This window comes from Deinococcus maricopensis DSM 21211, assembly GCF_000186385.1.
Lineage (GTDB): Bacteria > Deinococcota > Deinococci > Deinococcales > Deinococcaceae > Deinococcus_B > Deinococcus_B maricopensis.
The window spans coordinates 115154-130076 of record NC_014958.1; the positions used below are offsets into that span (position 1 = coordinate 115154).

Here is a 14923-nt window from a genome sequence, read left to right on the forward strand (position 1 = left end):
CGACGCCCCGCCGAGCAGGCCGCCCCCGTCAGGCGGGCGCCTCACCCCCGTGCCGCTGTGGGCGCGCCAGCCAGGCGTCCAGCGCGTCGCTCGGCATGGGCCGCGCGATGGCGTACCCCTGCAGCCGGTCGCAGTTCCAGGCGCGCAGCAGGCGCGCCTGCGCGGGCTGCTCCACGCCTTCCGCCACGACCTGCATGCCCGCTTCCTGCGCGAAGGTGATCAGCGCGCGCACCAGCGGTGTCGAGGACCGGCGGCCAGCACTGACGGGCAGCAGGTCGGCGATGACCGCGCGGTCGATCTTGAGGACCTGCGCGGGCACCTGAAACAGGCGGCTCATGCTGGAATACCCGGTGCCGAAATCGTCAATGGCGAACCGGACACCGGCGCCCGCGAGGGCCGCGTACTGCGGCAGGGCGGCCGGGTCGAGCGCCACGCGGGCCGGCAACTCCAACTCCAGCGCGTCTGCGTCGAGCGTGTGCGCCGCGAGGAGCCGCGTGAGGCGCCCCGCGAAATCCGGCGCGTCGAGCTGCTGCGCGGCCACATTGACGCTGACGCGCAGGTCCGGCCAGCGGGCGCGCCACGCGCGCAACTGCGCGCACGCGGCGCGCAGCACCCACTCGCCGACGCCCACCATCAGGTCGCTTTCCTCCGCGATGGGCAGGAACCGGGCGGGCAGGAGCAGCCCCAGCGTGGGGTGCTGCCAGCGCACGAGCGCCTCGACCGTGCAGGGGCCGCGCCCGTCCGCGGGCACGACCGGCTGGTAATGCAGCTGCAGTTCGTCGCGCTCCAGGGCGGCGCGCAGGTCCTGCTCGATGTTCAGGCGTTCCTGCGCGGCGTCGCTGAGGGCCGCCTGGAAGCGGCGGACGCTGCGCCGGTCGCGTTTGGCGCTGTACATGGCGAGGTCCGCGTGCTTGTGCAGCGTCGTGACGTCCGCGCCATCGTGCGGGAACAGCGCCATGCCGATGGACGCCGTGACGACCAGCGTGCGGCCCTCCAGCGTGACCGGCAGGCTCAGCGCGTCGAGCAGGCGCTGGGCGACCAGTTCGACGTCCGCGTGGTCCTGCACGTGGCGGAGCAGCACGATGAACTCGTCGCCGCCCTGCCGCGCCACGACGTCCCCGTCGCGGACGCCCTGGCGGAGCCGGTCGGCCACCAGCATCAGCAGCGCGTCGCCCGCGGGGTGGCCGAGCGTGTCATTCACCTGCTTGAAGCGGTCGAGGTCGATGAACAGCACGCCGAGTGGCGCGCCTGATTGCATGGCGGCGTGCAGCGTCCCCTCGAACGCGGCGCGGTTCAGCAGGCCGGTCAGGGCGTCGTGCCGGGTTTGATGCTCCAGTTGCGCCTGCGCGCACTGCAGCGCGGCGTTCGCCTGCGCGAGCTCCTGGTTGCGGAGCTGCTCCTCGGCGGCGCGGTGCGACAGGCGCTCCACCTGCAGCTGGGTGGCCAGCACCTGCGACTTGTGCCGCAGCACGTCGGCGATGAGTTGCCGGTGCAGCTGCTCGTGCGCGCGGAAGTGCGCGAGCGCCCGCGCATGCTCCCCCTGCGCTTCGAGTAGGTCCGCGAGGTGCTGGTGCGCCTCGCTCTGCCGCTGCGCGACCTGCAGGTCCTCCGCGAGGGTCAGGGCGCCCTTGAGGTACGTTTGCGCCTCGTCCAGCCGCCCGAGCCGCTGCAGGGCCCGTCCGCACACGACCTGCGCGTCACACCCGTTCTCGCGGTCCCCGAGTTCCTCCGTGAGGGCGACCGCCACCTGCGCGGCCCGCAGGGCGTCCTCGGGGCGCCCCAGCTCCAGCAGGTTCGCGGCGATGTTCCCGTGCAGCAGGCCCTCATGCTGCCGGTAGCCGGCGTCCAGCGCCCGCTGGAGCGTCACCTCATTCAGGTGCAGCGCCTCCTCGTACCGGCCGAGCTGGTGGTAATCCATGGCGGCGTTGATGGACGCGCTGGACAGCAGCAGCGGATGCGCGATGCGCCGCGCGATCTCCAGCGCCTCCAGGTGGTACTGCAGCGCCTGGTCGTGCTCCCTGAGCTCGATGTGGAGGTTCCCGATGTTGTTCAGGCTGCGGGCCTGCCCGAGTTCATCCCCGGTGGACTGCACGAGGCGCAGGCACGCCAGGTGATGTTCCAGCGCCTCGCCATACTGCCCGGCGCGCGCGACCGTGATGGCCAGGCCGCTCAGGCTGCGGGCCGTGAGGCCGGGCAGCGTGAGCGCCTGCGCGTCCGCCGCCGCGCGCTCGAATGCGGCGCGCGCCTCGTCGAAGTGCCCCAGGAAGTACGCGCTGTAGCCGGTGAGCATCAGCGCGCGCGTCGCGCCCTCGGGGTACGGGGCGCGTTCCGCGAGGGCGTACGCTTCGGCGGCCAGGGCGCGCGCGCGCTGCATGGACGTCATCAGGATGGCGTCCGCCTCGTCGTTCAGCGTGTCAATGCGGTGCCGGACGTCCAGGGGGACGCCGGTGAGCACGGCAGTGGGAGGAACAGTGGTCAAGGGGTCTCCTGAGCGGGTGGGCGTACTGCCTGCATGGTACGCGCGCCCCTCTGACACTTTCCTGAATGCCGCAGGACCTACCGCCCCGGCTGCCCGGGTGCGCTCCGGAGCCGCCGGGCCCTCATGCATCACTCATCCATTGACCCGGGTGCGCGGCCATCGTACGAGCAGCATGCCGTTCGCCCGACAGGACCCCCATGATCACCGCTGACCTGATGCGCGCCGTGCCGCTGCTGCGCGATCTGGACGACGCCACCTGCGAGCAGCTCGCCGCGACCGCAGCGGACATCCACCTGAACCCCGGTGAGTGGCTGGTGCAGGAGGGCGAGGTGCCGGCCTTCTACGTGCTGCTCAGCGGTGAGCTGGAAGTCACGAAGACCTCAGGCGGCGAGGCGCACGTCCTCAACCACTACCGTCCCGGCGACGCCTTCGGGGAGGTGCCGCTGCTGCTGGGGTCCGCCGCCGTCGCGAACCTGCGCGCCACCACCGAGTCGCGCGTCATGCGCCTCGAAGCGGACGACTTCCACGACCTGATGGCCGCGTCGGAACGGGTCGCGTCGCAGGTCCTGCGGACCATGTCGCGCCGCGTCGCGGACCTGCAGCGCCTCGCGCTGGACGCCCCCACGCGCCCCACGCTCATCGTCGGCGCGCGCGTGGACGTCGCCTGCTACGGCCTGCGGGAGTTCTTCTCCCGCAACCGACTGCCGTTCCGCTGGGTGGACCCCGACGAGCCGGCCACGCGCGCGCACCTGCCGAGCGGCGCGCAGGGGCCGTACCCGCTGGTGGTGCTGCCGGACGGCACGGTCCTGCACCAACCGCACCCGCGGGAGGTGGCGGAGCATGTGGGCCTGCAGACGCGCCCCGGCACCGACCGGTACGACGTCGTCATCGTCGGGGGCGGTCCGGCGGGCCTGGCCGCGGCGGTGTACGGCGCGTCGGAGGGGCTGTGCACCATGCTGGTGGAGCGCGAGGCGCCGGGCGGGCAGGCTGGAACGAGCACCCGCATCGAAAACTACCTGGGGTTCCCGACGGGCCTGTCCGGCGATGACCTCAGCGGGCGGGCGCTGCAGCAGGCGCGGCGCTTCGGGGCGGAAATCGTCACCACGCGCGAGGTGGTGGCCCTGACGCCGGCCCACGACGGGTACACCGTCACGCTGGACGGCGGCGACGCCGTCCACGCCCGCACGGTCATCCTGGCGACGGGCGTGGCGTGGCGTGCCCTGCCCGTGGAGGGCGCCGAGCGGCTCGTCGGGCGGGGCGTGTACTACGGCGCGGCGCGCACCGAGGCGCCCGGCACGCGCGGTAAGGACGTGTACCTGATCGGCGGCGGCAACTCCGCCGGGCAGGCCGCGATGCATTTCTCGGGGTACGCGCGGCGCGTCACGCTGCTCGTGCGCGGCCCGGACCTGGAGCGCAGCATGTCGCAGTACCTGATTGACCAGTTGCGCACCAAGGACAACATCCACGTGTGCGTGCAGTCGGAGGTGACGGCCGTGCACGGCACCGCGCACCTGACGCGCATCACCGTCCGCGACCGGGCGCGCGACGAGGAGCGTGACCTCGACACAGACGCGCTGTTCGTGTTCATCGGCGCGGACGCCCGCACGGACTGGCTGCCGGGCAGCGTCGCGCGTGACGAGCGCGGGTACGTCCTGACCGGCCTGAACGTCGCGGCGGGCGCGTGGCCGCTGCCGCGCGACCCGTTCCCGCTGGAGACGACCGCGCCGGGTGTGTTCGCCGCCGGGGACGTGCGGCACGGGTCCGTGAAGCGTGTCGCGTCCAGCGTCGGGGAGGGCAGCATGGCCATCGCGCTCATTCACCAGTACCTCGCCGCGCCGACCTCGCCGCCCCTCCCGCCGGCCGACGGCGCGCCCGAGCGCCCCTGACGCGCCGCGCGGTACCGTGAGGGCGCATGTTCCCTGGTTTCACGCTCCGCACTGTCCGCACGCCCGAAGCGACCCTGCGCGTCCGCACGGGCGGTGAAGGGCCGCCGCTGCTGCTGCTGCACGGCCACCCGCAGACGCACGTGATGTGGCACCTCGTCGCGCCGCGTCTCGCGCGGCACTTCACCGTCGTGTGCCCGGACCTGCGCGGGTACGGCGACAGTGTCGGCCCGCCCAGCACGCCCGACCACGAGCCCGCCTCGAAACGCGCCATGGCGCGCGACATGCTCCACCTGATGCGCCAGCTCGGCCATGACCGGTTCCGGGTGGCCGGGCACGACCGCGGCGGGCGCGTCGCGTACCGCCTCGCCCTCGATCATCCCGCGAGCGTGGAGCGCCTCGCCGTGCTCGACATCATCCCCACCGGCGACGCCTGGCGCCGCGCCGACCGCGCGTTCGCGCTCACGAACTGGCACTGGGCGTTCCTCGCGCAGCCCCACCCGCTGCCGGAGCGGCTCATCAGCGCGAACCCCGGCGCGTTCTACTACCGTGAGGGCCGCGAGCGCTTCGCGCCGGACGCGCTCGCCGACTACGAACGCTGCGTGCACCGCCCGGAAGTCATTCACGCCATGTGCGAGGACTACCGTGCGGGCGCCACCCTCGACGACGCGCACGACCGCGCCGACCGGGGCGTGCGGCGCCTCCGCTGCCCCGTGCTGGCGTTGTGGAGTGCCCGCGAGGAACTGGAGCGGTGGTACGACGTGCTGGCCGTGTGGCGCGCGTGGGCGGACGACGTGCGCGGCCGCGCCCTCGACGCCGGGCATTACCTCGCCGAGGAGGCCCCCGAAGAGGTCGCGGCGGAACTGCACGCGTTCTTCAGCGCATGAAGCCTGCCTGAACCCGAGGCTCAGCGGTCCGTGAAGCCTGCACCCAGCCAACCATCACGGCGGTGGGCAACACTGGCGTATGGACCTCCAAGAGCAGATTGAACGCATGCGCTTCCCGGCGGGAACGCAGGTCTCGATGTACCGGGAAGGCCCTGACAACGACACGGTGTTCCGCGTGATGCAACGCGACCAGAACGGCAAGCGCGGCCTGGAACTGGTGCTCACGCACGACGCCGAGGAGATGTACGGCGAAGGTCCCATGGTGCACACCGCCCTGCAGGAACTCTACCGCCGCGTCGAGGCGGGCCTGCCGGAGGTCGTGCCGGGTCAGGAGTACACGCGGCTCACGTACACCGGCGACTGAAGCTCAGTTGCGTCAGCGGGGGCCGCGGGCATGTCCCGCGGCCCCGCTCAGGTGAGCAGCGTGTCGCGTTCCAGCAGCGCCGGCACGTCCTGCACCGGAATGGGCCGGGATAGCAGGAACCCCTGCGCGTACTCGCAGCCTAGGCTGCGCAGCAGCGCCAGCTGCGCGCGCGTCTCCACCCCTTCCGCGACGACGCTGAGGCCCAGGTTGTGCGCCATCGCCGTGATGGTCCGCACCAGTTCCGCGCTGTCCGCGCGGTCCTCCACGCCGCCCATGAAGGACCGGTCGATCTTCAGGGCCTGCGCGTCGAACCGCTGCAGGTACCCGAGCGAACTGTACCCCGTGCCGAAATCGTCGATGTGCAGGCCGACGCCGAGCGCCTTGAGGCCCGCGATGTTCGTCGTCACGACGTCCGAGCGTTCCATCACGAGCCCTTCGGTGATCTCCACCTTCAGCAGCTCCGCCGGGAACCCCGACGCGTGCAGCGCCGTGCGCACTGCGTCCACGAGGTCCGGGCGGGTGAACTGCTGCGAGCTGAGGTTCACGCTCAGCGTCAACTGGTCCGTGTTCGGCAACGTCGTGCGCCACGCCGCCATGTGCCGGCACGCCTCGCGCAGCACCCAGCGGTCCACGTCCACGATCAGGCCCGTTTCCTCCGCGATGGGCAGGAACTCCGCCGGGCTCATCATGCCGCCGCCGCGCGGCCACCGCACGAGCGCCTCGAACCCATGCACGCGCGACGTCGGGATGTGCACGATCGGCTGGAAATGCACGGTCAGCTGATCCGCCGCGAGCGCCGCGCGCAGTTCCGCTTCCAGCAGCAGTTGCGTGTTCGTGTTGGGGCGCATCTGTTCGTGGAACGTCACGAACGCGCCCCGGCCCGCGCGTTTGGCGCTGTACATGGCGATGTCCGCGTCGCGCATCACGTCGTCGGCATGCTGGTAGTGTGCGCCGCCCACCACCACCCCGATGCTCGCGCCGAAATACAGCGTGTGCGGCCCCACCTGGAAGGGCGCCGTGAACGCCCGCGCGAACCGTTCCGCCACGAGTGACGCGATGTCCGGTTCATCGAGCGATTCGAGCAGCACCACGAACTCGTCCCCGCCGAGGCGCGCGATGGTGTCCGTGGGGCGCACCAGCGCCTCCAAGCGGCGCGCGAACGCGACGAGCAGCGCGTCCCCGACCGAGTGCCCGAGCGTCTCGTTCACGACCTTGAAGCGGTCGCAGTCCAGGTACAGCACCGCGAACGTCGGGTCGGCGCTGCGCAGGATCGCCTGCAACCGCAGGTTGAACAGCGTCCAGTTCGGCAGGCCCGTGAGCGTGTCGTGCAGCGCGTCATGCTCACGCTGCACCGTGAGGTGCTGCACCTCCCGCGTCCGTTCCAGCACGCGCTGCGCGAGCTCCATGCCGGTGGTGCGCAGGTGCTCCTCCTCTCGGCGGCGATCCGTGTTGTCGCGCTTCAGGAGCAGCAGGTGCGACACCTGCCCGCCCGCGTCCCGCAGCGGCGATACGCTCGTCTCCGCCCAGTACACGTTGCCGTTCCGGTGATCGAACTGCATGTCCAGCACGTCCGCTGCGGCTCGTGACAGCGCGCCGCGCAGGCGCGCCGTCGTCTCGCGGTGCGCGCGCCACAGCACCGCCGGGTCACGCCCCTCCACGTCTGTGGCCGCGTACCCGGATTGCCGCTCGAACGCCGCGTTCACGTACGCCACCCGCAGGCCGCTGCCGCTGGTCGCGTCGGCGCTGAGGATCAGGACGGCGTCCGTCGCGTTCGCGAGCGCCGCCTCCATCAGGTGCAGCTGCGATTCCGCTGCGGCGCGCGCCTCCACGGTCAGGCGCGTCTCCAGCGCTTCCATGGTCATCGCCGCGAGGTCCTGCAGGGTCAGCAGCTGCTCGGCGCTCACGTCATGTCGCGCGCGCGTGTCGAGCACGCACAGGCTCCCGATGGCCAGGCCATCTGGCGTGAGCAGCGGCGCGCCCGCATAGAACCGGATGTGCGGGTCGCCGGTCACGAGCGGGTTGTGGATGAAGCGCTCATCGAGCGTCGCGTCCGGAACGACGAACACGTCGCCACTCAGAATCGTGTGCGCGCAAAAGGCGATGTCCCGCGCCGTCTCGCGCAGGTCCACGCCGATGCACGCCTTCGTCCACTGCCGGTCCGCGTCGATCAACGACACCAGCGCCATGGGCGCGTCCAGGACGCGCGCTGCGAGCGTCGCGAGCCGGTTGAACGTCGCCTCGGCCTCACTGTCGAGCACGCGGTACTGCTGCAGCGCCGCCAGCCGGAGGTCTTCGTTATGAGGGTGAGGGACCGGCATCAACAACTCTCCTTGACGGTGCCACCGTACCATCCGTCCGGTCACAAGCTTCTTACGTTTGCCTCAATCCTCGCACGCCGGGCCGCGCGAGGAACCGGCGTTCACTGATCGTCAGGGCGCGAGGCTCAGGCTGGCGTCCGCAGCGCGTGCCGCGCGCCGTGCGATGTTTGCCGGAAGGGGGCAGTAGCAGGCGGCGTGCAGCCAGTACTGCAGCAGCGCCCGCAGCAGCTCGGCGCGCGCGGCCGGGTCGGCGGGTTTCAGGCACAGGCTGTTCGCCTGCCGCGCGTACGCGTCCGCGACCAGCGTGGGCGGCGCGTCGTCGGCGAGGAGCACCACGGGAATCATGCGCGCCACCGGGTGCCGCTTGAGGCCGTCCACGACGTCCAGCGCGTCAACGCCGGGCAGCGGGAGGCTCAGCAGAATCAGGGTGGGCGGGTGCGCGCGCAGGGCGTCGAGCACAAAGGCGAGCGCGTCTGCACCGTCACGGCGAACAGTCAGGTTCAGGGTGGGCGTCAGGGTGTGCCACGCCGCCTCCACACAGAGGGGGGCGGCGCGGTCCTCGACCAGCAGCGCGTACGGTCCCTCGTTAGGCATGCCCTATGGTGCCACACGTTCACGCTGCGTGGGCCGTCCCGGCGAGCTACTGTGTGCACGTGCCCCTGAACGAAGGCTACGCCTACCGCGAGCAGCTCGGCCCGCGCGCCCACGGTCAACGCTCACTCTGGTATCTGGTCAGCAAATACCGCCACTCGTCCGCGCAGGACTGGCGTGAACGCGTCGCGCGTGGCGAAGTCACCCTCGACGGCGCGCCCATCGACGGCCATGAGATCCTCCAGGCCGGGCAGGTGCTCGTGTGGAACCGCCCCCCCTGGGATGAGGAGGCCACGCCGCGCACCTTCGACATCGCGTACCTCGACGACGCGCTCCTCGCGGTCATCAAGCCCAGCGGGCTGCCCACCATGCATGGTGGCGGCTTCCTGGAGAACACGCTGCTGAGCCTCGTGCGCGCGCAGCACCCCGAGGCGACGCCGCTGCACCGCCTGGGGCGCGCGACGTCCGGACTGGTGCTGTTCGCGCGGACGCACGCGGCTGCGTCCCGCCTGTCCGAGGCGTGGCGCATGCACCACGTCGAGAAGCGGTACCGGGCGCTGGCGAGCGGCGTGCTCGCGCAGGACCGCGTGACCATCGAGGCGCCCATCGGGCCGGTGCCGCACCCCAGGCTCGGGACGGTGCACGGCGTGAGCGCCACCGGCAAGGCTTCGCGCAGCGTCGCGTGCGTGCTGGAGCGCCGGGAGGACGCGACGCTGCTGCAGGTGGACATCTTCACCGGCCGGCCGCACCAGATTCGCATTCACACGGCGTTCCTCGGGCATCCGCTGGTGGGCGACCCGCTGTACGGGCCGGGCGGTCAGCCGAAAGCGGACAACCCGGGCCTGCCCGGCGACGGCGGGTACCTGCTGCACGCGGAGCGGCTGGCGTTCACGCACCCCGTGACGGGCGCGCCACTGGACGTGTACGCGCCCGCGCCGCCGGCGCTGCGCTGCGCGGGCGAGTGAGCGGGGCGGCGCACCCCGTCAGGCGTGCGCCGCGCCCTGCAGGGCGCTGTTGAGGAGTGCGTCGAGGTGCGCGCCGTCCAGGGCGGTGCCGATGAAGACGAGTTCGCTGTAGGCCTGCGCCGGGTCGGTCCACTGGCCGGCCTGTTCGAGCGCGAGTTGACGGCCGGTGTGGTTCCAGAGGGTGGCGGCGCCGTCGCCGAGGTTGATCCAGCCTTTGCTGCGGATGACGTTGCGGGGCAGGCCGGCGGTGAGGGCGGCGTAGAAGCGCTCCGGGTCGAACGGCCGGTCGGCGCGGTAGACGTGCGTGCCGAGGCCGTACGTTTCGGACTCGGGGGTGTGCTCGCGTTCGAGTTCCTGCATCCACGCGTCGAGTTCCATGGCGGCGTCGGCGTCGAACAGGTGAACGTTGAGGAGTTCGGTGGCGGGCAGGGCGCCGCGGGTACTTTCGAGAATGCGGGCGCGGGGGTTGGTGAGGCGGATCAGGTCGCGCAGCTGCCGCAGGTCGTCGGGCGTGGCGAGGTCGAGTTTGTTCAGGACGATGATGTCCGCGAATTCGATCTGTTCGGCGAGGAGCTGCCCGAAGCCGCGTTCGAGGTCGTCGCCGGGAATGGTGTCTGGGCGGTTCCAGAGCGTGAAGAACTGCGCGGTGTCGACGACGGTGATCATGGCGTCCACGTGCGCGCGGGTGGTGAGGTCGGGGAGGTCCGGGTCGAGGTCGAGGGTTTCGGGCGTGAGGCAGAACGTCTGCGCGATGGGGAGTGGCTCGCCGATGCCGGTGCTTTCGATGAGGATGCCGTCGAGTTCGCGGGTGCGCAGGAGGTCGTCGACGGCGGTGAGGAGGTCGCCGCGCAGGGTGCAGCAGATGCAGCCGTTGCTGAGTTCGATGGTGCGTTCGTCGGTGCTGACGATGAGACTCGCGTCGATGTTGACGGCGCCGAATTCGTTGACGATGACGGCGATCTTCTGGCCGTGGGTCTGGGTGAGGAGGTGGTTGAGGAGGGTGGTTTTCCCGGCGCCGAGGAAGCCGCAGAGGACGGTGATGGGCACAGACGTGGACATAAAGAAACGATAATTGATTATCAAGAATGATACAAGCCCGACTGCATACGATAGTGCAGGCTCCTGCTGGAACACGACTGTCTCCGCAAAAGGCGCAAGAGCTTTCCTTGGCTGGTATCCGTACAGTTGGAAGCCAAACTCATACTTGAAAACGTTTTATCACCTGGGGTCGAGTGGTTGGTCCCCCGCACTCCCCGCCACCCTGACAGCGTGCGCGAAAATGCCCGAGCCGGACCAGGGCCCCCGTGTTACCTTGGCGTATGCCAAGTTCGCTCCGAGAGGACGCCCCCGCGCCGATCATCGTGCTCGATCTGCGCGGCAGCGCCCGACCCGACGAGGGACACCGGCAGACCCTCATCGCCTGCGACGCCTACCCGAACGGCGCGCGGCTCATCGTCATCTCCACCGACGAATACGTTGCCGACATCCGCATCCACCCCGACACCCTCGACGTGAACGTCCAGTACGCCGGCGTGTACCTCCGCGATTCCGCCTGGACCCTGCAGGTCGCCGCGATCCCGCACCTGCCGCCTCGCACGCAAATCATTCTGGCCGTCGACCACGCCCTGCGCGTTCTCGACCCCGAGGAGCGCGCGGACGTGTTCGTCGTCGGCCCCGTCCGGGTCCTGCCCGGCCTGCCGCGTCTCACACCGCGGCAGCTGCGCGACACCCTGCGGGACCTCGCCGAAGACCTCCGCTGACCCTCACGGACCTCAGCCCGGAGCTCGGCGGGCGCGTCAGCGGCGCGGCAGGCTGAACCCGAACGTCGCCCCGACGCCCGGCTCGCCCTGCGCCCACACGTGCCCGCCGTGCCGCTCCACGATCCGGCGGACGTTCGCGAGGCCCACACCGCTCCCCTCGAACTCCTCCTGCCGGTGCAGCCGCTGGAACACGCCGAACAACCGATCCGCGTACGCCGGGTCGAACCCCGCGCCGTTGTCCCGCACGGTCACCGCCCACTCCGCCCCGCGCGCCTCCGCGCGCACCTCAATCCGGGCGTCCGGCGTGCCACGCGTGTACTTCACGGCGTTCGACAGCAGGTTCACCATCACCTGCCGAATAAGTTCCCCGTCCGCCTGAACGGTCGGCAGGGCGCCCACCACCCACGTCACCTCGCGCCCGGCCGTTTCCGCCATCAGGTCTGCCCGCACCGCGTCCACCAGCGCGCGCAGGTCCACGCGCTCCAGGTGAAGCGCCTGACGCGACGTCCGCGCGAGGTGCAGCAGCGCGTCGATCAGCGCGTTCATGCGGTTGGCGGCGCCCTCCACCACCTCCAGTGCCCGCTCGGCCTTCGCGTTGCCGCTCAGGGTGTCGCCGAGCGCGCGGCGCAGCAACCCCAGGAACCCCAGCATGTGCCGCACGGGCGTGCGCAGGTCATGCGACACCGACAGCGCGAACGCGTCCAGCTCCGCGTTCGCCACGTGCAGCGCCTGCGAACGCTCCTCCAGCAGGGCGTTCTGCTGCTGCATGGCGACGGCGTTCTGCTGGAGGGCGCTGAGGGTGCGCGTGCGGTCCAGCGCCAGCCCGAGTGTGCCGGCCGCGCGGGCCAGCAGGTCGCGCGTGCCCGCCGGCCACACGTCCGGCCCGGCGGGCGCCCACGCCAGCACGAACCCCAGGAGCGTCCCGTCCGGCTGACGGATCGGTTCGGCGCCGCACGCCATCGCCGAGGACGCCGGCAGTCCAGGCGCGGCGTCCTCGTTCACGTACTGGGCGGACCCGTGGCGCGCGACGTCCGTGAGGATCGGCAGGTCGCGGAGCTGCACCGCCGGCTGGGCCATGACGAGGCGGACGTCGCTGGGCGGCTCCCCCCACCAGTGCGGGCGGTGCAGGGCGCTGCCGTCGAGGTGAACGACCAGCATGCCGCGCGCGCCGATGGCCGGCCCGAGGCGCGCGAGCGCGAGGTCCGCGACGTTCTCGGGCGTTTCGGCGCGCTGCAGGGCCGTGCCCAGCGTAGCGAGGACCTCCGCGCGGGCACGCGCCGCTTCCGCCTGCTTGCGCGCCGTGATGTCGCGGTAATGCACGGCAATGCCGTCCTGAAACGGAAACGCCCGCAACTCAATCCAGGTGTTCACGGGCGCGTAGTGCACCTCGGTGCTTTCCGGACGCCGGGACGTCATGACGCGCTGGCCGAGCGCGAACAGGGGGGTGGCGGTCGCCTCCGGGAATTCCGTCCACAGCCCACGGCCGCGCAGGGCGTCCTCCTCGCCGGGCCGTCCCACGAAACCCGCAGCGAGGGCGTTGACGAACGTGAACTGCCACTGGGCGTCCACGGTGAAGAACGGGTCAGGCAGACCGCCCAGCAGTTCCTGCATCAGATTCAGAGCGTTGTCGGGCGTCGAGGGCATCACACCGCGCTCCACCCTACTGGACATCCGGGAGGCCCGCTAGAGGTCAGAGGTTTACGTCTCGTGCACGGTTGACGTGCTGGTAGGGGCGCAGGCCCGTCCGGCATGCGCCCCGGCTGCCGGGCCCGCGGGCGGGGCGTTGATTGCCGGTTGCTCTGCGCGAGGTGCACGCCCTCTCACGCTTCACGGCGCCGGCCGCGTCCAAGATGAGCGGGGTGCACGCTTTCGGGCGTCCCCAGGAGGTCACCATGCCGGAACAGCACGTCAGCGACCATCTGCTCGAACGCCTGCGCGCCTGGGGCGTCCGGCGCCTCTACGGGTACTCCGGCGACGGCATCAACGGGCTGCTGGGCGCCCTCAACCGCGCCGGGAACCAGCCCGAGTTCGTGCACAGCGTCCACGAGGAGCTCGCGTCGCTCATGGCGTGCGCGCACGCGAAATTCACCGGCGAGGTGGGCGTCTGCACGGCCACGTCCGGCCCGGGCGCCATTCACCTGCTGAACGGCCTGTACGACGCGAAGCTGGATCACCAGCCGGTCGTGGCGATCATCGGGCAGCAGGCGCGGCCGGCGCTCGGCAGCGCGTACCAGCAGGAAATCGACCTGCGGACGCTGCTCAAGGACGTGGCGGGCGCGTACCTCGCGGACCTCACGCATCCCGCGCAGGTGGCGCACGTCGTGGACCGCGCCTTCCGCATCGCCCTGGATGAGCGGACGGTCACCGCCATCATCATCCCGCACGACGTGCAGGACCTGCCCGCCCAGAACGAGCAGCCGCACGAGCACGGCTACCAGCATTCCAGCGTCGGGTACGCGCCTGCCCGGCGCCTCCCGCATGACGAGGACCTGCGCCGCGCAGCCGACATCCTGAACGCCGGCGCGCGCGTCGCCATCCTGGCCGGTGCGGGCGCGCTCCACGCGGGCGCGGAGTTGACGCTGGCGGCGGACGCCGTGCAGGGCGGCGTGGCGAAGGCGCTCCTCGGGAAGGCGGCGCTGCCCGATGACCTGCCGTTCGTGACGGGGTCGGTGGGGTGGCTCGGCACCGAAGCCAGCAACCACATGCTGCAGACGTGTGACACGCTGCTGATGGTCGGGACGGGCTTCCCGTACACCGAGTACCTCCCACGTGAGGGTCAGGCGCGCACCGTGCAGATCGACCGTTCCGCGAGCCGCGTGGGGCTGCGCACCCCCACGGAAGTGAACCTGATCGGCGACAGCGCCGAAACGCTCCGCGCGCTGCTGCCACTGCTGCACCCGAAACCGCGCGGCGCGTGGCGTGAGGACCTGGAGGCGCGCGCGCGGCAGAGCTGGGCGGACGCGGAACGCGCGGCGCAGCAGGACGCCCCGCCGCTGAACCCGGCGCGGGTGGCGTCCGCGCTCTCGCGGCGACTGCCGCCGCGCAGCATCATCACGGCGGACAGCGGCACGTCCGCCGTGTGGCTCGGTCGGCACCTGCGCCTCCGCGAGGGCATGATGGCGTCGCTGTCCGGCACGCTCGCCACCATGGGGTCGGCGGTGCCGTACGCGCTCGCCGCGAAACTGAACTTCCCGGACCGTCCGGTCATCGCGCTCGCCGGGGACGGCGCCATGCAGATGAGCGGCAACGCCGGCCTGATCGCGGTGGCGCAGCAGTGGCGCGCCTGGGCGGACCCACGGCTGGTCGTGGTCGTTCTGAACAACCGGGACCTGAATTACGTGACGTGGGAGCAGCGGGCGATGGAAGGCCACCCGAAGTTCCCCGCCAGTCAGGACCTCCCCGACGTGCCGTTCGCGCGGTACGCGGAACTGCTGGGCCTGCAGGGCGTGCGCGTGGACGACGCGGGTCACCTGGAGGACGCCCTGGAGGTGGCGTTCGGCGCGGACCGTCCCGTGGTACTGGAGGCGGTCGTGAGCGCGCACGTGCCGACGCTCCCGCCGACCCTCACGGCCCAGCAGCGGCAGCACCTGCAGGCAGCGCTGGCGGACGACCCGGACGCGGCCGAGGTGAAGCGGCAACTGCGCCAGCAGGGGTACACGCTCTGACCACGAGCAGG

General features: G+C 71.5%; 11 protein-coding genes. 6 read left to right on the plus strand and 5 right to left on the minus strand.

Annotation, left to right across the window (positions count from 1 at the left end; all coding sequences use genetic code 11):
- Positions 1-28 precede the first annotated feature (28 nt).
- A complete protein-coding gene (locus DEIMA_RS00545) occupies positions 29-2479 on the minus strand; it encodes a putative bifunctional diguanylate cyclase/phosphodiesterase (RefSeq protein ID WP_013555275.1) in 2451 nt (816 codons plus the stop codon).
- Positions 2480-2676: 197 nt separating this feature from the next.
- On the opposite strand from DEIMA_RS00545, the gene DEIMA_RS00550 reads away from it, so the two are divergent.
- The 3 genes from DEIMA_RS00550 to DEIMA_RS00560 all read left to right on the plus strand — a co-directional run bounded on the left by DEIMA_RS00550 (position 2677) and on the right by DEIMA_RS00560 (position 5613).
- Positions 2677-4365: an FAD-dependent oxidoreductase gene (locus DEIMA_RS00550; protein ID WP_013555276.1), complete on the plus strand. Its 1689-nt coding sequence runs from the start codon at positions 2677-2679 to the stop codon at positions 4363-4365.
- A gap of 26 nt (positions 4366-4391) precedes the next feature.
- Positions 4392-5249 (plus strand): alpha/beta hydrolase, encoded by an 858-nt coding sequence (locus DEIMA_RS00555; protein WP_013555277.1) that lies wholly within the window; start codon positions 4392-4394, stop codon positions 5247-5249.
- 79 nt (positions 5250-5328) lie between these two features.
- Positions 5329-5613 carry a hypothetical protein gene (locus DEIMA_RS00560; RefSeq protein WP_013555278.1) on the plus strand — a complete coding sequence of 95 codons (285 nt, stop codon included), beginning with the start codon at positions 5329-5331 and terminating at the stop codon, positions 5611-5613.
- 47 nt (positions 5614-5660) lie between these two features.
- On the opposite strand, the gene DEIMA_RS00565 is transcribed toward DEIMA_RS00560, so the two are convergent.
- Together DEIMA_RS00565 and DEIMA_RS16575 are read right to left on the minus strand one after the other, a co-directional pair.
- A complete protein-coding gene (locus DEIMA_RS00565) occupies positions 5661-7931 on the minus strand; it encodes a putative bifunctional diguanylate cyclase/phosphodiesterase (RefSeq protein WP_013555279.1) in 2271 nt (756 codons plus the stop codon).
- Between the two features lie 111 nt (positions 7932-8042).
- On the minus strand, positions 8043-8525 hold the full coding sequence (locus tag DEIMA_RS16575) for a response regulator (protein WP_013555280.1): 483 nt from the start codon (positions 8523-8525) through the stop codon (positions 8043-8045).
- A gap of 59 nt (positions 8526-8584) precedes the next feature.
- On the opposite strand from DEIMA_RS16575, the gene DEIMA_RS00575 reads away from it, so the two are divergent.
- Positions 8585-9487 (plus strand): RluA family pseudouridine synthase, encoded by a 903-nt coding sequence (locus tag DEIMA_RS00575; protein ID WP_148234850.1) that lies wholly within the window; start codon positions 8585-8587, stop codon positions 9485-9487.
- A gap of 18 nt (positions 9488-9505) precedes the next feature.
- Here the strand turns inward: DEIMA_RS00575 and DEIMA_RS00580 are convergent, their stop codons facing one another.
- Entirely contained in the window at positions 9506-10546 is a 1041-nt protein-coding gene (locus tag DEIMA_RS00580) for a CobW family GTP-binding protein (protein WP_013555282.1), read from the minus strand.
- A gap of 260 nt (positions 10547-10806) precedes the next feature.
- On the opposite strand from DEIMA_RS00580, the gene DEIMA_RS00585 reads away from it, so the two are divergent.
- The gene (locus tag DEIMA_RS00585) at positions 10807-11247 is read left to right on the plus strand and encodes a hypothetical protein (protein ID WP_013555283.1); all 441 of its coding nucleotides are present in this window, start codon (positions 10807-10809) and stop codon (positions 11245-11247) included.
- 36 nt (positions 11248-11283) lie between these two features.
- Here the strand turns inward: DEIMA_RS00585 and DEIMA_RS16580 are convergent, their stop codons facing one another.
- Positions 11284-12891 (minus strand): ATP-binding protein, encoded by a 1608-nt coding sequence (locus DEIMA_RS16580; protein WP_013555284.1) that lies wholly within the window; start codon positions 12889-12891, stop codon positions 11284-11286.
- A 248-nt stretch (positions 12892-13139) separates the two neighbouring features.
- Between DEIMA_RS16580 and DEIMA_RS00595 the strand changes: the two genes are divergently transcribed.
- Positions 13140-14912 carry a thiamine pyrophosphate-requiring protein gene (locus tag DEIMA_RS00595; RefSeq protein WP_013555285.1) on the plus strand — a complete coding sequence of 591 codons (1773 nt, stop codon included), beginning with the start codon at positions 13140-13142 and terminating at the stop codon, positions 14910-14912.
- Positions 14913-14923 lie beyond the last annotated feature (11 nt).